We start from the raw sequence: 19,066 nt of genomic DNA on the forward strand, positions 1-19,066 counted from the left end.
ATTATCTATCAAACTGCAAACGCTCTGCTACCGGAGCAAAAGCCTGATGCTTGAAATTTCTATATACTAAATTTCCATTTACAAAGGTATGAGTTACCCTAGATTTAAAAGTCACGCCCTCAAAAGGAGACCAGCCACACTTATACTGAATATTATCTGCCTGAACCGACCAGGGTGCATTAAGATCTACCAGGACTAAATCGGCTTTATAACCTTCCCTAATAAATCCGCGATCTTTTATTTGAAACAAGATTGCCGGATTATGGCACATTTTTTCAACAATTTTCTCTAAAGAAATTTTTTCCTGGTGATAGAATTGTAACATTGCTGCAAGTGAGTGCTGCACTAATGGGCCACCGCTTGGGGCTTTGGTATATACATTTTTCTTTTCTTCTTTGGTATGTGGTGCATGATCTGTAGCCACCACATCCAACAAATCGTTATTTAAAGCTTTCATCAAAGCTTCCTGATCTTGTTTAGTCTTTACAGCAGGATTCCATTTTATTAAGGTTCCTTTTTTCTTATAATCTGAATCATTAAACCAAAGATGATGAATACAAACCTCTGCAGTTATTTTCTTGTCTTTTAGCTTTTGTTTATTGCTAAATAAACTTAATTCTTTTTCTGTAGAAACATGAAACACGTGTAATCTGGCTCCTGTTTTCTTGGCAAGCGCCACAGCTCGGGAAGAAGATTTATAACACGCCTCGGCACTTCTAATATTAGGATGTTCTTCAATTGGAATATCATCTCCATAACGTTCTATATATTCCTGAAGGTTATTTTGTATGGTTTCTTCATCTTCGCAATGAACAGCGATAAGTAAAGGGGATTTTGAAAAAATTTGCTCCAAGACTTTTTCATTATCTACCAACATATTACCTGTAGAAGAACCTAAAAACAATTTTAGAGCCGCTGTAGTTTTGGGATCTACCTTTAGAATCTCTTCCAGGTTATCGTTGGTTCCACCAAACATAAAAGAATAGTTAGCATAAGATTTAGCTTCAGCCAGTTTAAACTTTTCTTCAAGTTTTTCGATGGTAGTTGTTTGTGGAAGCGTATTGGGCATTTCTATAAAAGAGGTAATTCCCCCGGCCACTGCTGCCTTCGAACCCATTTCTATGTTTTCTTTATGGGTAAGTCCCGGTTCTCTAAAATGCACCTGATCGTCTATTACTCCGGGTAGTAAATGCGTACCTTCGGCATCAAAGATTTGTACATCGGGGGATTTAGCACTAATACTTTCTGAAATTTCTACAATAATTCCGCCTTCAATAAAAACATCGGCTTCAATTATTTTACCCTCATTTACAATCTTCGCATTTTTTATTAAGACCTTCTTCATTTCAATTTAATCTGCTTAAAAAGACTTTTTATCTTCATTATTATTACACCAAAAATAGCTTCGGAAATTATAGAGCCACTCATTTTCGAAGTTCCCTGTGTTCTATCGGTAAATATCACAGGAACTTCCTCTAATTTATATTTTAACAAATATGCTTTAAACTTCATTTCTATCTGAAACGCATAGCCCACAAACTGAATACTATCCAGGTCTATAGTTTCGAGCACTTTCCGTTTATAACAAATAAAACCGGCCGTGGTATCATGAATATCCATACCGGTAATAAATCTTACATATTTAGACGCCAACCAGGATAATAAAACCCTGCTCATGGGCCAGTTAATTACGTTTACACCGGTAACATAGCGGGAACCTATAGCCACATCGGCATCATTTCTTTTACAGGTATTAAACAATCTTACCAGGTCGTTTGGGTTATGGGAAAAATCGGCATCCATCTCAAAAACATATTCATAATCCCGTTGTAAGGCCCATTTAAAACCGTGAATGTAAGCAGTTCCCAAACCAAGTTTCCCTACTCTCTCTTCAAGAAAAAGACTATCGTGAAACTCGGCTTGCAATGTTCTAACCCTGGTTGCGGTGCCATCTGGAGAGTTATCGTCTACCACCAAAATATGAAATTCTTTCTGCTGCGAAAACACATTTCTAACCAGACGCTCAATGTTTTCAATCTCATTATAGGTGGGTATAATAACTATCCCCTTTACCATCTTACCAGTTTTTGCACAAATGTAGGCATTTTAAATCTTCGTTTCCCTTCTTAATCTTCAAGTTTTAACCTCAAAATAATTATACATTTGCATAAAAATTTTAATACTGGAAGCTGTAGAAAGACATATAAGCTCTATAGATTGGATTACCCTAACCTTAATGGGGGCATTCCTAATATTAGCCATCGTGAGAACCGCATATCCGCAGCGGTTCGACGATTTTATGTCCCTACTTGCCTCTAACAAATTTATGGTGTTTAGAGGAAAAAAGAACAAGGCTTTTCATCCTTTTAACATATTGCTTTTCTTTGTTCACCTTATCTCTTTCTCGCTTATTTTTTTCTTGTTTTTTAATTTCTTCTGGACAGAATCGTCTTTAGAGCCGCTTTTTTTATTCATTAGAATTGCCACCGCTTATGCTAGTTTTGTATTGTTAAAGTTTGGGCTGGAGAAAATTATTGGAAACGTTTTTTATTTAGACGCCCAGATAGACGCCTACCTCTATCAAAAAATAAGCTATCGAAATTTTATAGGACTTGTATTATTAATTCCGGGTTCAATATTTATTTACACCTTTACTCCTACTGCCTTGAGCTTATATAGCTTGTTAGGTATTTTAGTCCTATCCAATATATTTAGCCTGTTATTGATTTACAGAAAAAATCAAAGTCTTATTACAGCTAATTGGTTTTATTTTATTTTGTACCTTTGCGCTCTCGAAATTTCCCCTTATATTATTTTGTACAAGCTAATTACAATTTAAAAAAGGGATAAAATAAAAGTATTGACATATGAAAGTGAAAACAATTTTAGTTTCCCAACCCGAGCCTAAAGTAGAAAACTCTCCTTATTTTGAGCTTGAGGAAAAACAAAAAGTAAAAATTGATTTCATCCCTTTTATCCATGTAGAAGGCGTTTCTTCTAAAGAGGTTCGCCAGCAGAAAGTAGATCTTAGCCGCTATTCAGCTATTATTCTTACTAGCCGTAACGCTGTAGATCACTTCTTTAGGATCGCCGAGGATTTACGTTACAAAGTGCCAGATAGTCTTAAATACTTTTGTTTGAGTGAAGCCGTAGCCTATTATCTACAAAAATATGTGGTGTATAGAAAACGAAAAATTTATGTAGGAAAAAGAACCTTTGCCGACCTTTCTCCGCTTATAAAGAAATATAAGAACGAGAAATTCTTATTACCCTCTTCAGATATGCTTAAGCCAGATGTTCCTAAAACCTTAAACAAACTAGGTGTGGAGTGGAAACAGGCAACCTTTTACAAAACAGTGGTAAGCGATCTATCTGACCTGCGGGACGTAACTTATGATATTTTGGTTTTCTTTAGCCCAAGCGGTATAAAATCATTATTCGAAAATTTTCCCGATTTTAAACAAAATCAAACTAAAATAGCAGTATTTGGCAACACCACTATCAAAGCGGCCAAGGAGCACGGGCTAACCGTAAACATAAAAGCTCCAACACCAGATACCCCCTCTATGACTATGGCGCTGCAAAAATATATTGCAGAAACCAACAAGAAATAAACCTATAGAAGAATTTTAAACCTCAATTATTGAGTTAAGATTACCTTCCATTTATATATTTTTTTAATAAAAAATCCGGTACAATTTGCACCGGATTTTTTTTTGAATTCAATTAACTAATTAAAAACAATGCTAAGAGGAAGTTGGCCCGCCGGCCATAATTTCATCATTAGCATATTCTTCAAATTTTTTAAAGTTTGTTTTAAAGGAATTTGCCAGTTCAAAGGCTTTTTTATCGTAAGCAGTTTTATCTTCCCAGGTAGCTTTCGGGTTTAGAACCTCATCTGGAACATTAGGGCAGTGTACAGGCATTTGCAAACCAAAAACCTGGTGAGCAGTAAAGTCTACATCCGCTAACTCCCCTTTAAGTGCAGCACTAATCATGGCACGGGTATATTTAAGTTTCATTCGGTTACCGGTTCCATAAGATCCACCTGTCCAACCGGTATTAATTAACCATACATTCACACCTGCCTCCTTCATTTTAGCGCTTAGCATCTCGGCATATTTAGTGGGATGTAATGGCATAAAAGGCGCACCAAAACAAGCCGAAAAGCTTGGCAAAGGCTCTTCAATACCGGCTTCTGTACCTGCAACTTTAGCAGTGTAACCGCTTATAAAATGATAAGCAGCCTGCCCGGGGGTAAGTTTACTTATAGGAGGTAACACTCCAAAGGCATCTGCCGCCAGGAAAAAAATATTTCTGGGGTTATCGCCTACCGAAGGCACCTGAATGTTATCTATATGATGAATAGGGTAACTTACCCTTGTATTTTGAGTAATGCTTGTATCAGTAAAATCTACATTGCCTTCATCATTTAGTATAACATTCTCTAAAATGGCGCCCGGTTTTATAGCCCGGTATATCTCCGGTTCATTTTCTTCAGTAAGATTAATCACTTTAGCATAACACCCACCTTCAAAATTAAATATCTTATTTTCTTTAGTCCAACCGTGCTCGTCATCACCAATAAGTCGGCGGTTCGGGTCTGCAGAAAGAGTGGTTTTTCCGGTTCCTGAAAGTCCAAAAAATATAGCGGTATCTCCATCCTCTCCTACATTGGCCGAGCAGTGCATTGGAAGTGTATCTTTATAAACCGGCAGAATAAAATTTAAAGCTGAAAAAATACCTTTTTTTATCTCCCCGGTATAACCGGTTCCTCCAATTAAAGCAATTTTCTCACTAAAGTTAAGAATCGCAAAATTCTCCTGCCTTGTCCCATCTACCTCAGGGTTTGCTTTAAAGCCGGGAGCGTTTAAAACCAACCAATCTTCTTTAAAGTTGTTCAGTTCACTTTCCTCTGGGCGTAAAAACATATTATAAGCAAACATATTAGACCAGGGATATTCGTTAATAAGCCTAATATTTAAGCGATACTCATCTTCTGCACACGCATAAGCATCACGTGTATAAATTTCTTTATCAGAAAGATACGAAGCCACTTTAGCGTAAAGCTTATCAAACTTATCTGCATCAAAAGGGATATTGATGTCTCCCCACCAAACTTTATCACGAGTCACTTCATCTCTTACAATAAATCGGTCTTTTGGAGATCTTCCTGTAAATTTACCGGTATTAATTGCTAAAGCACCAGAATTTGTTTCTGTTCCAAGGTCATGTTCAATGGTATCATAATGAAGTTCTTCAGGAGATAATTGGTAATGTACCCTATTGGTTTTAATTCCATATTTCTCTAACGAAATCGTTTTCGTAGTTTGGGTATGTACATCCATAAATAAAAATGTGTGGTTTGTTTATGGATACAAAATTATAAATCTTATAGAGATAAACTGCTAAACTTTCTTAAAATTATTTGCGCTTTATTTTAATAAATTCAATCAATAAAAATACCCAGCCCCCTATTAATAACGTGCCACCAAGCGGGGTAACTAATGCAATACCAGTGAAATCTATAGGTGTTAAATTATTGGTTGCAAGCAAATAAATTGATCCTGAAAAGCAAATCACACCAAATAAAAGCAAGAAAAAAACCTGTTTTCGAAAGTTGAATTGCTTGCGGTTCACACTTCCCAATAAAAGAAATAGCAAAGCATGGTACATTTGGTATTTTACTCCAGTTTCAAATGAATTAATAGCCGCTTCGCTTAGTAAAGGTTTTAATCCATGTGCAGCAAAAGCCCCAATTATTACCGATAAAAGCCCAAAAAAAGCTCCTGTTATTAAAAATCTTCTATCCATTTAGGTGATTTTTTATCAATTAAATATTTAATACATTCGTAACCACCACACAAAATTAGTTTATTTTATGAAAGAGATCTTAATAATAGGGGCGGGAAAATCTACTTCTGTCTTAATTGAACATCTTTTGTCTAAAACCGAGATCGAAGATTTATTTTTAAAAATTGGAGACATCGACCTTGAAAATGCTAAAAAAGCCTGCAAAGACAAAAATCATTGCAAGGCATTTCATTTAGATGTTTTTAATGCGGAAGCCAGGGAAAATGCTGTGAAAAATGCCGATATCGTGATTTCTATGCTTCCGGCAAGATTTCATATTGAAGTTGCCAAAGCTTGTGTAAAGTTCAAAAAAAACATGGTGACCGCTTCCTATATCAGCAAAGAAATGAAAGCTTTAGATGCTGATGTAAAGAAAAACGGACTCATATTTATGAATGAAATTGGGGTAGATCCCGGCATAGATCATATGAGTGCTATGCAGGTAATAGACCGAATTAGGGCAAAAGGCGGGAAAATCCTCCTATTTGAATCCTTTACCGGAGGGCTTGTTGCCCCAGAAAGCGACACCAATCTTTGGAATTACAAATTCACCTGGAACCCAAGAAACGTGGTAGTTGCCGGACAAGGAGGCGTTGCAAAATTTATACAGGAAGGAAAGTATAAATATATCCCATATCACCGTTTGTTTAGAAGAACTGAACTTTTAGAAATAGAAAATTATGGGAAATTTGAAGGCTATGCTAATAGAAACTCTCTGGATTATATGAGTATTTACGGCCTTGATGATGTACTAACACTTTACAGGGGCACCATTAGAAGGGTTGGTTTTAGCCGCGCCTGGAATATGTTTGTACAGCTGGGAATGACAGATGATAGCTTTAGCATAAAAGATTCAGAAAATATGAGCTATCGTGATTTTGTGAATTCCTTTCTCCCCTATTCCCCTACAGATTCTGTAGAGCTTAAACTTAGACACAACCTTAAAATAGACCAGGACGACCTTATGTGGGAAAAGCTGTTAGAATTAGACATCTTCAATAGAGATAAAAAAATAGGTATTAAAGAAGCTACTCCCGCCCAGGCTCTTCAAAAAATTTTAATGGATAAATGGAGCCTTGCCCCAGATGATAAAGATATGATTGTGATGTATCATAAATTTGGCTACGAACTCAATGGAAAGAAAAAACAGATAGACGCCACTATGGTACATATTGGAAAAGACCAGGCAGAAACTGCAATGGCTAAAACGGTAGGCCTTCCAGTAGCAATAGCTACTTTAAAAATTTTAAAGGGAGAGATAACCAGCCCGGGGGTTCAACTTCCCATAAAAAAGGAAGTTTACGAACCTATATTGCAAGAATTGGAAAAGCACCATATTGTTTTTAAAGAAAAAGAAACCGAATATTTGGGATATAACCCTTTTGGTGAAGTAGGAAATTAAATTTTTGAATTCAATTTCCTACTTTAGCTTTTTAACCCAACAAACCCCACCAATGAAAGTAGTAAACGAAAATGTTGTTATAGATGGTATAGATAAAACCATTTTAAATTTCCTAATGGAAGATGCCAAGAAACCTATTCTTGAAATTGCAAGGATTATTGGAATTACAGGTGCAGCTGTACATCAACGTTTGCGAAAATTGGAGAAAGCCGGTTTAATTGAAGGCTCGAAACTCATGATAAACCCTCGCTTACTTGGTTATAAAACCCTGGCTTTTGTGGGGGTATATTTAGACAAAGCTGTTAGTAATCCGCAAGCTGTAAAGCAGCTTAGCGAAATCCCTGAAGTAATAGAATGCCACTATACAACCGGTAACTGGTCTATTTTCATAAAAATTCTATGTAAAGATAACGAGCATTTAATGCAAGTATTGAATAAAAACATTCAAGCTATTGAAGGTATATCACGCACAGAAACCTTTATTTCTTTAAATCAGCAAATAAAAAGGCAAATCAAAATTTAATTCTTTGGATTTATTCTAAATAAGAATTAATTTTGGCGTCAGTATGAAAGTATTACACCAGTCGCAATTCTTTACTTCTTATCAATGCGATAAGAAACGATGCTTTTTTATAGCGTTTCCCCATAAAACAATTCAGCTTGGTTTTTGCCAGTTGTTGGCATTTAGGCAGCAGGTAAATAAAATTGATTTGGAAACACATTTTAACGGAGAAAATCATCACGGAATGGAAATGTTAATGCTTTGTAACCGTCAGCATTTCTTTATATTTAATACTTTAGAAAGCATAGACCTTAAAGAATTTATTACCGGCACTTTTGCTATGCTGGAACTCAACTCCCTTTTAACCACATCAGCTTAAAAGCTGCACTTTAGACTATTTCTAAATTCAATTTACAATTAGGTTCTTAGTTTCTGTTTGGCTAATTTTATAAAAAATGAACCATGAAAGATTTAGTAAGACAAAAATTAAGCATCCATGTAGACATCATGGACCTTTTAAACAAACAAATTGAAAAAGAGGCACATTCCTCTTCGGCTTATTTAGCAATGGCCTCCTGGTGCGACCATAATGCTCTAAGCTATAGTGCCGATTTCTTTTATGAACAGTCTCTGGAAGAAAGGGAACATATGATGAAAATCTTTAGGTACATTAATGATAATGGCGGCACTGCATTTTCTCCGGAAGTGAACAATATAAATCACGATTTTAAATCTTTGGAAGAAATTTTTGAAACGGCTTTAGACCAGGAGATTTCTATTACCAAATCTATTCACAACCTGGTGGGAAAATGCCGAAAACTAAACGATTATACGACAGAGCATTTTCTACAATGGTTTATCCAGGAGCAAATGGAGGAAGAACAAACCATGCGCCGTGCACTAGAGTTATTTGATCTTATGGGAACCGATGGTCTGGGGCTTAAATTACTGGATGAACGCATTCCACAAATTAGAGAAAAACGCCCTGAATAGGCTTTAGAGTTAAAGTATTTATTTTGAAATTTAGCTTCCTTTTACATCCTTATTCTGAATTTATTTCAGAATCTAAGATTTCTCAGTATCAAAACTTTTTAGAAGCTAAAACTAGTTCAGCTTGATGAATAAAGGCTTTCTAATTATACTAAATAAATAAACCCGCTTCAACTGAAGCGGGTTTTCTTTTATTATTTTTCCGAAGAAATAATTTCAATATTAGTCTCTTCCCATATAAATGCTAAGGAAATAAAGTAAGGTAGCTAAAGAACCAACTGCAGCAACCACATAGGTTCTGGCTGCCCATTTTAAAGAATCTTCGGCTGCCTTATGCTCTTCGCCCGAAACCATATTCTCGGTTTCTAACCAGGCCAGGGCACGTTTACTCGCATCATATTCTACCGGAAGGGTAATAAAGCTAAACAAGGTTCCCATTCCAAACATTATAATTCCTAAAAGCAAAACAGTACTTCCAATAGCCGTTGTTGCCATTAGGATTAAACCTCCAAAAATAACCCATTGCGAAAATCTTGAGGCTACACTTACCACCGGCACCAACTGGCTTCTCATGGTTAACCAGCTGTAGGCATTTGCATGCTGTATAGCGTGACCGGTTTCGTGAGTGGCTACTGCCGCTGCAGCAGCGTTTCGCTGGCTATAGACCCCTTCAGAAAGGTTGATGGTCTTTTTTTGCGGATTGTAATGATCGGTTAACATTCCCGGCGTAGAAATAACTTTTACATCGTGAATATTATTATCACGCAACATCTTTTCGGCCAGCTCCTTTCCGCTCATGCCATTCTGCAAATGAACCTTTGAGTATTTTTTAAATTTGCTTTTCAGCCTGTTACTCACATACATGCTCACTATAAAAATAAGCCCGGCAATTATATAATATCCTAACATAGTTTTATTAATTTTTAGTGTTTCAAAGATAGCAAAAACCTCGCCATTTAAAATCTTAAGTATGTATGTCACGATAAATTAAATTGGAATAATTTTAACTGAATTCAAGCTTCGGCTTCCACAAAAAAATTAGTAATTAGCGGAAGATTGATTGTGAATATGTTATTTCTCAATTTAAGATATTACCTATATTTGCATCAATCACTACAAAAAAACTATGCAGTATAAAAGAATACTTTTAAAACTATCGGGAGAGGCATTAATGGGAGAGCGCCAATATGGCATAGACCCCGATCGGTTGGCAGAATACGCCGCAGAAATTAAACAAGTAACCGACAAAGGAATAGAAGTAGCCATAGTTATTGGTGGCGGAAATATATTTAGAGGTGTTGCCGGAGCCAGCAAAGGTATGGACCGTGTGCAAGGCGACCATATGGGCATGTTGGCTACCGTAATTAATGGACTGGCCTTACAAAGTGCCCTGGAAGATGCCGAAGTAGAAACCAGGTTGCAATCGGCTGTAAAAATAAATGAAGTTGCTGAGCCTTTTATTAGAAGAAAGGCTATACGACACTTAGAAAAAGGCCGGGTGGTAATTTTTGGAGGTGGTACCGGAAACCCCTATTTTACAACAGATTCTGCCGCAGTATTAAGAGCCATAGAAATTCAGGCCGATGTAATTTTAAAAGGAACCCGTGTTGATGGAATTTACAATGCCGATCCTGAAAAAGACAAAGAAGCGACAAAGTTCGATTTTATTTCTTTTGATGATGTGATTAGAAAAGGTTTAAAAGTAATGGATACCACTGCCTTTACTTTAAGCCAGGAAAACGAACTTCCTATTATTGTTTTTGATATGAATACCCCGGGAAATCTATTAAAAGTGGTTACAGGTGAAAGAATAGGCACTAAAGTTAATTTATAAAAATTTACGCGCAATAAATATTTTAAAAATGGAAGATGATATTGAATTTATTATAGACTCTGCCAAAGAAGGCATGGAAAACGCAATTGAACACCTAAAAAAGCAATTGCAAAATATACGTGCGGGGAAAGCAAACCCTGCAATGCTTGGCAGTGTAAAGGTAGAGTACTATGGAGCTTTAACTCCTTTACAACAGGTAGCTAACGTAAATACACCAGATGCCCGAACCATTTCTGTACAGCCCTTTGAGAAAAAACTAATTCCTGAAATTGAAAAAGGAATTATGCAGGCTAACCTTGGGTTTAACCCAATGAATAACGGTGAAAATGTTATTATAAACGTCCCACCACTTACCGAAGAGCGTCGTAAACAACTCACCAAACAGGCGAAAGCAGAAGCAGAGGATGCTAAAATTGGCGTAAGAAACGATAGAAAGTCTGCTAATAACGAATTAAAGAAATTAGATATTTCTGAAGATGCACAAAGAGATGCCGAAAATGAAGTTCAGGAATTAACCAATACCTACATTAGCCGTATTGACTCAATTCTTGAAAACAAGGAAAAAGAAATTATGACTATATAATAAAAAGTCGGTTTCTTATACTAATTTAGAGGCTGTTTGAAGAATTATAATTCGTCCTGAACAAGTTTCAGGGTCTAAGATGTTGAAAATTAAAGCATATTAGAAGCTAAATTACCCCAATAAATTGGGCAGCTTAACGAAATAAATTTTTCACACAGCTTCTTCTATTTTAGGGCTTCAGCAAAATTATTTAAAATTCAGAAAACACTATGCGCCATTTGTTATTGCTTATTTTTCTGCTTTTTACAGGTATTTGCTTTGCCCAGCAAGAGCTTAAAGGCAGAGTATTAGATAAACAAACCGGTAAGCCGTTAGCCTATGCAAAAATACAATATCAGGGCCGCGAAATCCTTAGCAAAATAGACGGCAGCTTTAGCCTTAGCCTTACCAAAGACCAAACAGAACTTAAATTTTCTTATGTAGGTTTTGAACCTCAAAACTTTACAGTTTCACAAGCCGTTGAATATATTAGGGTAAAGCTAACCCCTAAGCCACAATGGCTTACACCGGTTACCATTATTTCTGAAACCAATAAAGCAAATGGTATTATTAAAAAAGCCATTGCTCGTAAAACTCAAAATGCCCCTCAAGAGCGTCTAATAAGTTATCATTTTAAGAATTACAACAAGTTTTTAATAGATAATGAAAACAATGGGCTAGAACTACAAAGTGACAGTACCAATTTTGAATTAAGCACTGTTATAAACTCTGAGGCCAGTTATTTTTCAGAAAAAGTATCACAATTCTATTTTTCAAAAAAACAAGGATTAAAAGAAGAGGTGCTGGGCTTAAGAAACGCCGGCTTTAAAAAGCCTATTTATGAGATTCTTTTGCTATCTGTAAATCCGTTTTCTTTTTACCATAAAGATGTTCGCATTTTTGAAACCGATTACGCCGGGCCGTTACAGAAATCGGCTTTTAAAAATTATGAATTTAAAATTCTTGACACTACAGCTACCGCCAGACCTGCTTATGTAATCTATTTTAAACCAAAAAGACAGCATAGCGTTGCCGGTTTGGAAGGCGTACTTTATTTAGACAAACAAAGTCTTGCTATTCAAAAAACAAAAGCACAACTTTTGGGCGCCGTAAAACTCGAAATAGATCAGGAATACCAATATTTCCCTAATGAGAATTTATGGTTTCCAAAAACACAAAAAACCACCATAAGACCGGGAAATGGTGGAAAATCTATTTCTGTTTTTGGAGGGATGATTTCTTCGGGGACTGTACAAAAAAAGCAATCTATCATTAATAATATCCTGACTCCGGGAAAGTCTGACCCCAATTTATATCTTACAACTACCAGTACCAATTTTGACATTGACTTAAATGCCGGGAAAAACTTTAATTCTTCCGCAGAAATCACTGTAAACCCCAAAGCAAATTTCCGTCCGGAATCTTTTTGGAGAGAAAGTAGAACTGAAGATTTAAGCTCTCAAGATAAAATTACCCGGAAAAAAGCCGAATGGCTGATTAAAGAGAAGAAAATTGAGGAACAAATAAATTTAAAGAATACAGTTTCTCTGGGTTATTATCCGGTGAAATTCTGGGATTTTGACCTTGGTAAATTTTTTAAGTTCAATAATTATGAAGGAATTAGATTGGGCTTTGGCGGAAAAACCAATAATCAAATTTCAAATAAATTCAATTTAAACGGCTATTTGGTTTATGGCACAAAAGATGAGCTTTTTAAATATAGTCTGGGCACTTCAATCTATCTTCATAAAGCCACCGAAACCAATTTTAATTTAAACTATACGCGCGATATTATTGAAACTGGAAGTTTTAATTATTTACAGGGAAAAAATGAATTTTCTATTCTAGAGCCGCGTTTTGTAAACATTAATTTTTTCTATAAACATCATACGATAAGCAGTGGCTTTACCCATAGGTTTGGATCTGATTTTAAGACCGAACTTCAATTTACCAAAAGCGATATTTATCAAACCAAAGATTACAGTTTTCTTTTAAACGGTCGGGAATTTTCAAATTACAAGCTTTCTGAAGCTACATTTTCCTTTTTATGGCGCCCGTTTGCGACCTTCTTAAAAACCCCAAATTCGACTAAATTAATAGAAAAAGGCTACCCCAAGTTTACCGGGCAAATCACCAAAGGCTTTTCTGGTATTTTTGGAGGCGATTTTGACTACACTAAATTTGGGCTGTTGGTAGAACACGAAATTAAAAGACTCAACCAGTCTCGAACAGAAATTATCCTGGAAGGCAATTATGCCACGGGGCAGGTACCGCTCACGCATTTATTTCATGCCTTACCAAATAGCCCCAGGCGAAACGGTATCTTAAGAAGGTTTTCGGTGGCAGGTAGGCGCAGCTTTGAAACCATGTACTACAATGAATTTTTTAGCGACAAACAAGCCATGTTGCATCTTAAACATCAACTAAGGCCCATAACTATACATAAGTTAATTAAACCAGAGCTCGTTTTTATATCCCGTCATGCAATTGGAGATATTAGTAATCCCGAAAGACACAGTATTCCAATAAAAAGTTTAAAGCATGGCTACCATGAATTTGGAATAGAATTACAAAAAGTATTATTAGGTTTTGGGCTAGGAGCCGCCTATAGATATGGCCCTTATAGCCTATCTACTTTTGATGAAAACTTCGCCTTTAAATTCACCTTTCATTTAGATATCTAAACAAGTTTTACTTTAGTTGCTTAAAGCCTGATTAATAGGCTTCCTTTTTATACCTTTGCGCTCGCTTAAAAATTTCCCATGGCCAAGATTTTTAGTTTCGGATTTTGGAATTCTATTGCGCGTTTAATATTGCGTAACAGAATTATTATACTTCTACTTATTATAGCTACCACTGTGTTTTTTGCCAGCCAGTGGAAGAATATGCGCTTTTCTTTTACAGAAGCCAATCTTTTGCCCGACGATCATCAAGACAATATTGCTTATAACGAATTTTTAGATAAGTTTGGCGAAGAGGGAAACGTAGTACTACTTGGAATTCAGGATTCGGCACTTTTTGAACCTGAAAATTTTCAGGCCTGGAAGAAGCTAACCCACACATTAGAGTCTTCTCCAGCCGTAGATTTTACCATATCCCTAAGCAATCTTCAACAATTAAAAAAGTTTGAAGATCCCAGCCGATTTGAGATGGTTCCTTTTATTAGTGAAGAAAAACCTACAAAAGAAGCACTTCAACAATATCAGGACAAACTTTATAACCAACTTCCTTTTTACGAAAACCTGGTGTATAGCTCGCACTCCAATACGGTACAGTCGGCGATCTATATGAACAAAGAAATTGTAAACTCTAAAGAGCGTAAAACCTTTATAATAGATGAGCTACAACCACTTATTCTCAATTTTGAAGAAAATACAGGCATAGATGTAAAAGTATCGGGGATGCCTTATATAAGAACCCTGAATTCACAGAATATTATAGATGAAATCGAGCTTTTTATCCTCGCAGCACTTGCGGTTACTTCGCTTATATTCTTCTTCTTTTTCAGGTCTATTAGGGCAACCATTATTTCAATGATCACCGTTTGCATTGGTGTAATGTGGGCTTTTGGAGTTATTGGTTTTTTACATTACGAAATAACAGTACTTACCGCACTTATTCCGCCGCTAATAATCGTAATAGGAATTCCCAATTGCATTTTCCTGATAAATAAATACCAACAGGAAATAAAAAAACATGGAAATCAGGCTAAATCCTTACAACGTGTAATTACTAAAGTAGGAAATGCCACCTTAATGACCAATATTACCACGGCATCTGGTTTCGCTACTTTTATACTTACCGACAGCACTTTATTAAAAGAGTTTGGCATCGTAGCTTCCATTAATATTGTTGCCATATTTATTCTAAGTCTATTGATAATTCCTATTATCTATAGTTATATGAATTTACCGAAATACAAACACCTAAAACATCTTAATAAACGATGGATTGGTGGTTTTGTAAACTGGATGGAGCAAATGGTACGGCATCACCGTATTAGTATTTATATTACATCAATAATACTCCTGGTAGCTAGTATTATTGGAATTTATACTATAAAAATATCAGGAAGTTTATTAGAAGATATGCCTGAAGAAGCTGCGTTTTTTCAGGATATAAAATTCTTCGAAAAAGAATTTGACGGGGTAATGCCTTTAGAAATTCTTGTAGACACTAAAAGAAAGAATGGCGTTTTAAAATTGGCTACACTTAAACGCATGGAAGAATTACAAAACCATCTTGCCGAAATACCCGAGTTTTCACAACCAATTTCGGTAACAAGACTTGTAAAATATTCCAAGCAGGCATTTTATAATGGTGAAGCTAAATATTATCAGCTGCCCAGTTCCCAGGAACAAAATTTTATTATGCCCTACGCAAAAGGTTTTTCGTCAGGAGAGAATTTACTGTCTTCCTATGTAGATAGCACCGGAAGATATGCCAGAATTACCACCTACATGAAAGACATTGGCACCGATAAAATGGAAGATTTAGAAGAAGACCTTTGGCCAAAAATAAACAAGATTTTCCCCGAAGAACGTTACGAGGTTTCCATGACAGGAAAAGCCCTTATTTTTCAAAAAGGAACCAACTATTTGGTTAAGAACCTTGTGCTATCCCTTTCCCTGGCCATTCTATTAATCGCCCTGCTTATGGCCTGGATGTTTAGGTCTTTTAGAATGATTATTGTATCCCTTGTCCCCAACCTATTACCATTGTTGGTAACCGCCGGAATGATGGGGTTCCTGGGCGTTCCCATAAAACCTTCTACCATCCTGGTTTTTAGTATTGCTTTTGGAATTTCGGTAGACGATACCATTCACTTCTTAGCCAAATACAGGCAGGAACTTAAAGCCAACAATTGGAAAATTAAACGTTCGGTTTATGGCGCTTTACGTGAAACCGGCGTGAGCATGTTTTATACCTCTATCGTACTTTTCTTTGGATTTTCGGTATTTATGATAAGTAGTTTTGGAGGTACGGTGGCCCTTGGTGGCCTGGTTTCGGCAACTTTGCTTTTTGCCATGCTTGCCAATTTACTATTACTACCTTCTTTATTACTTTCTTTAGAGAAGAATATTGCCAATAAAAAGGTATTAAAGGAACCGGCCATGAAAATTATTGACACCGAAGAAGACGAAGATGAAATTGAAAAAGAAACATCAAAAAGTTCTAAAAGATAATTAAGCCTCGTGGCTAGTCTCTTGAGGTTTAGTGAAAAATTATTTTAATTGTAGCAGGCCGCCGGAAAATTAATGTATTTATAAAGATTAATAAAAACCGGCTTGCTTTGCAGGCTGAGACGGATAAATTATATTTGTTTCTTCTAAAATCTTACATAAATGATACAAGCAAAAATTGCTGAAATATTAGACAGCAATCAATTCCTACAGGAATTTGAGGTGAACGGCTGGGTACGTTCTTTTAGGAGCAATCGCTTTATTGCCTTAAACGATGGTTCTACCATTAACAACCTACAATGTGTAATAGATTTTGAAAATTTTGACCAGGACGAACTCAAACGAATCACTGTTGGCTCGGCAATTTCGGTAAAAGGTACGCTGGTTGAAAGCCAGGGAAATCAACAAAGAGTTGAAATTGAAGTAAAGGAATTTAAAATTCTGGGAGATGCCAATCCTGAAGAAGTGAAGCTTACCATCCTTTCTCCAAAGCGTCACAGCCTCGAGAAATTGAGACAGCAGGCCCATTTAAGGGTTCGTACCAATACTTTTGGCGCTATTATGCGTGTACGTTCAAAACTGTCTTTCGCAGTACACAGTTATTTTCAGCAAAATAATTTCCACTATGTAAATACACCAATTATTACTGGAAGTGATGCCGAAGGAGCCGGGGAAATGTTTAGAGTGAGTGCTTTAGATATGGAAAACCCACCAAAGAAAGAAGATGGCAGCATCGATTTTAGTGAAGATTTCTTCGGAAAAGAAACCAATTTAACCGTTTCGGGACAACTAGAAGGAGAGGCTTATGCCATGGGACTTGGTCAAATTTATACCTTTGGACCCACTTTTAGGGCCGAAAACTCAAACACTTCACGCCATTTAGCTGAATTCTGGATGATAGAGCCCGAAGTAGCTTTCTGCGATCTTGACGGCAATATGGATTTAGCTGAAGATTTTATAAAATATGTGTTGAAATATATCTTAGAAAACTGCCAGGACGACCTGGAATTCTTAGATAAACGCTTTAAGACCGAAGAAGAATCTAAACCAAAGGCAGAACGCACCGGGATGGGACTTCTGGAAAAACTTCACTTTGTTTTAGACAATAATTTTAAAAGGGTAAGCTATACTGAGGCAATAGAGATCCTTAAAAATTGTAAGCCCAACAAAAAGAAGAAATTCAACTATATTATTGAAGAATGGGGCGCCGATCTACAAAGTGAACACGAACGTTATTTAGTAGAAAAACATTTTAAATGCCCTGTAATTTTATTTGATTACCCGGCAAATATCAAGGCCTTTTATATGCGCCTAAACGAAGATGGCAAAACCGTAAGGGCTATGGATATACTTTTCCCCGGAATTGGTGAAATTGTTGGTGGTTCGCAAAGAGAAGAGCGCCTGGATATACTTCGAGGTAAAATGAAAGAACTGGATATAGACGAAAAAGAACTCTGGTGGTATCTGGATACCCGTAAATTCGGGACCTGCGTGCATAGTGGTTTTGGACTTGGTTTTGAAAGACTGGTACAATTTGTAACCGGAATGGGAAATATACGCGATGTAATTCCTTTCCCCAGAACTCCGCAAAACGCCGAGTTTTAAGATATTCTCAAGCCTCACAGGTTTTAAAACCTGTGAGGTTTTTTATTAGTAATCGTCAAGCTAAACTTGTTTTAACTTCCAGGATGATTTTAGCTTCATCAGATCCTGAAATAAATTCAGCTTGACGATCTTAAAAATGGAATATGATTTCTTCCCAACAACCAACTACCCATTGAAAATAAAAGAAACGCATATTGTTCCCGCGATTACAGAAAAAATCAGGCTACAGGAATATGCAGTTGCAATTTTCCCTTCCCTTCCCACTAAAAGCTCCCTTAAAAAAGCTCTAAAAAAGGAACTCATTCTATTAAACGGCCAGCCCGCAAAGACTTCAGATTGGATTAAAGAAGGTCAAAAAATAGAGTTGCTGGAATCAAGAGAAAAACCACAAAAGCTGTTTACCAAAAAATTGCAGGTTATTTTTGAAGACGATTATCTTGCCGTAATACATAAACCTGCCGGAATTCCTACCAGCGGAAATTATTTTAAAACCATCAGCAATGCCCTCCCATTTAATTTAAACACATCCCACCAAAAAGATGCTTTGCCGGCTCCTCTGCCGGTACATAGATTAGATAATCCAACCTCGGGAATATTATTAATTGCAAAAACCAAAGCTGCGCAGGTGTCTTTAAATAGGCTTTTTGAAGAAAAAAAAATAGAAAAAACCTATCATGCCCTGGTATTAGGCAGTCTATCAAATTCTGTTGTTATAAATAAATCTATCGAAAACAAAAACGCCGAAACCAAAATAGAACTTATTGAAGAGTTTCTGTTTAAAAATGAATCATTTAGTTTGGTAAAAGCGTTTCCAAAAACAGGGAGAACGCATCAAATAAGAATTCATTTGGCTGAAAATGGAAATGCGATTGTTGGCGACAAAATATATGGAAAGGCTTCAGAAAATATAAAAAAAAGAGGTTTATTTTTAGCAGCTACTGCCATTGAGTTTAAACACCCCATAACAGAAAAATTGCTTTATTTTGAGCTCGATCTTCCAAAGAGATTTAGAGATTTTAAGGAATTAGTTAAGAATACTTAACAAAATTTTACCACAATCATTTACTGTGCCAAAGCCTAACTAGCGTTGTTTTGCCTATTTTTGTAGTAAGACACCCAGATAGTTTATAGGTCT

The 19,066-nt window shown here is 36.2% G+C and carries 17 protein-coding genes; 12 read left to right on the forward strand and 5 right to left on the reverse strand.

The annotated features are described in order from the left end of the window. Position 1: 1 nt before the first annotated feature. Both I6U50_RS11585 and I6U50_RS11590 read right to left on the reverse strand, forming a co-directional pair. Positions 2-1,345, reverse strand: coding sequence for a dihydroorotase (locus tag I6U50_RS11585; protein ID WP_193710154.1), 1,344 nt, complete (start codon positions 1,343-1,345; stop codon positions 2-4). Then, on the reverse strand, positions 1,342-2,076 hold the full coding sequence (locus tag I6U50_RS11590; RefSeq protein ID WP_193710153.1) for a polyprenol monophosphomannose synthase: 735 nt from the start codon (positions 2,074-2,076) through the stop codon (positions 1,342-1,344). Before I6U50_RS11590 ends, I6U50_RS11585 begins: the two co-directional genes overlap by 4 nt. 145 nt (positions 2,077-2,221) lie before the next feature. On the opposite strand from I6U50_RS11590, the gene I6U50_RS11595 reads away from it, so the two are divergent. Both I6U50_RS11595 and I6U50_RS11600 read left to right on the forward strand, forming a co-directional pair. Beyond that, positions 2,222-2,839: a DUF4271 domain-containing protein gene (locus I6U50_RS11595; protein ID WP_317192030.1), complete on the forward strand. Its 618-nt coding sequence runs from the start codon at positions 2,222-2,224 to the stop codon at positions 2,837-2,839. 28 nt (positions 2,840-2,867) lie between these two features. Then, positions 2,868-3,614: a uroporphyrinogen-III synthase gene (locus I6U50_RS11600; RefSeq protein ID WP_193710151.1), complete on the forward strand. Its 747-nt coding sequence runs from the start codon at positions 2,868-2,870 to the stop codon at positions 3,612-3,614. Between the two features lie 132 nt (positions 3,615-3,746). Here the strand turns inward: I6U50_RS11600 and pckA are convergent, their stop codons facing one another. Further along, positions 3,747-5,348 carry a phosphoenolpyruvate carboxykinase (ATP) gene (gene pckA, locus I6U50_RS11605; protein ID WP_198638951.1) on the reverse strand — a complete coding sequence of 534 codons (1,602 nt, stop codon included), beginning with the start codon at positions 5,346-5,348 and terminating at the stop codon, positions 3,747-3,749. 76 nt (positions 5,349-5,424) lie between these two features. After that, the gene (locus I6U50_RS11610; protein WP_198638952.1) at positions 5,425-5,814 is read right to left on the reverse strand and encodes a DUF423 domain-containing protein; all 390 of its coding nucleotides are present in this window, start codon (positions 5,812-5,814) and stop codon (positions 5,425-5,427) included. Positions 5,815-5,881: 67 nt separating this feature from the next. Between I6U50_RS11610 and I6U50_RS11615 the strand changes: the two genes are divergently transcribed. The 4 genes from I6U50_RS11615 to I6U50_RS11630 all read left to right on the forward strand — a co-directional run bounded on the left by I6U50_RS11615 (position 5,882) and on the right by I6U50_RS11630 (position 8,750). Beyond that, positions 5,882-7,255, forward strand: a complete 1,374-nt coding sequence (locus I6U50_RS11615) for a saccharopine dehydrogenase family protein (RefSeq protein ID WP_198638953.1) — start codon at positions 5,882-5,884, stop codon at positions 7,253-7,255. A gap of 52 nt (positions 7,256-7,307) precedes the next feature. Next, on the forward strand, positions 7,308-7,778 hold the full coding sequence (locus tag I6U50_RS11620; RefSeq protein WP_193710147.1) for an Lrp/AsnC ligand binding domain-containing protein: 471 nt from the start codon (positions 7,308-7,310) through the stop codon (positions 7,776-7,778). 43 nt (positions 7,779-7,821) lie between these two features. Continuing rightward, entirely contained in the window at positions 7,822-8,136 is a 315-nt protein-coding gene (locus I6U50_RS11625) for a hypothetical protein (protein WP_198638954.1), read from the forward strand. An 83-nt stretch (positions 8,137-8,219) separates the two neighbouring features. After that, positions 8,220-8,750: a ferritin gene (locus I6U50_RS11630; protein WP_193710145.1), complete on the forward strand. Its 531-nt coding sequence runs from the start codon at positions 8,220-8,222 to the stop codon at positions 8,748-8,750. Positions 8,751-8,969: 219 nt separating this feature from the next. Here I6U50_RS11630 and I6U50_RS11635 read toward each other — a convergent pair whose 3' ends face one another. Then, the gene (locus tag I6U50_RS11635; RefSeq protein WP_193710144.1) at positions 8,970-9,656 is read right to left on the reverse strand and encodes a zinc metallopeptidase; all 687 of its coding nucleotides are present in this window, start codon (positions 9,654-9,656) and stop codon (positions 8,970-8,972) included. A 217-nt stretch (positions 9,657-9,873) separates the two neighbouring features. On the opposite strand from I6U50_RS11635, the gene pyrH reads away from it, so the two are divergent. The 6 genes from pyrH (at position 9,874) to I6U50_RS11665 (ending at position 18,973) form a co-directional block, all read left to right on the forward strand. After that, positions 9,874-10,581, forward strand: coding sequence for a UMP kinase (gene pyrH, locus I6U50_RS11640; protein ID WP_198627977.1), 708 nt, complete (start codon positions 9,874-9,876; stop codon positions 10,579-10,581). A gap of 28 nt (positions 10,582-10,609) precedes the next feature. Then, on the forward strand, positions 10,610-11,164 hold the full coding sequence (gene frr / locus I6U50_RS11645; RefSeq protein ID WP_193710142.1) for a ribosome recycling factor: 555 nt from the start codon (positions 10,610-10,612) through the stop codon (positions 11,162-11,164). Positions 11,165-11,373: 209 nt separating this feature from the next. Continuing rightward, the gene (locus tag I6U50_RS11650) at positions 11,374-13,827 is read left to right on the forward strand and encodes a DUF5686 family protein (RefSeq protein WP_198638955.1); all 2,454 of its coding nucleotides are present in this window, start codon (positions 11,374-11,376) and stop codon (positions 13,825-13,827) included. A 78-nt stretch (positions 13,828-13,905) separates the two neighbouring features. After that, positions 13,906-16,329 (forward strand): efflux RND transporter permease subunit, encoded by a 2,424-nt coding sequence (locus I6U50_RS11655; RefSeq protein ID WP_193710140.1) that lies wholly within the window; start codon positions 13,906-13,908, stop codon positions 16,327-16,329. Positions 16,330-16,488: 159 nt separating this feature from the next. Then, complete coding sequence (gene asnS / locus I6U50_RS11660) at positions 16,489-17,931, forward strand: asparagine--tRNA ligase (RefSeq protein WP_193710139.1); 1,443 nt, start codon at positions 16,489-16,491, stop codon at positions 17,929-17,931. A gap of 136 nt (positions 17,932-18,067) precedes the next feature. Further along, the gene (locus I6U50_RS11665; RefSeq protein WP_232805928.1) at positions 18,068-18,973 is read left to right on the forward strand and encodes an RluA family pseudouridine synthase; all 906 of its coding nucleotides are present in this window, start codon (positions 18,068-18,070) and stop codon (positions 18,971-18,973) included. The last annotated feature ends 93 nt before the right edge of the window (positions 18,974-19,066 follow it).

The sequence above is a fragment of the Salegentibacter maritimus genome, assembly GCF_016236975.1.
GTDB lineage: Bacteria > Bacteroidota > Bacteroidia > Flavobacteriales > Flavobacteriaceae > Salegentibacter > Salegentibacter maritimus.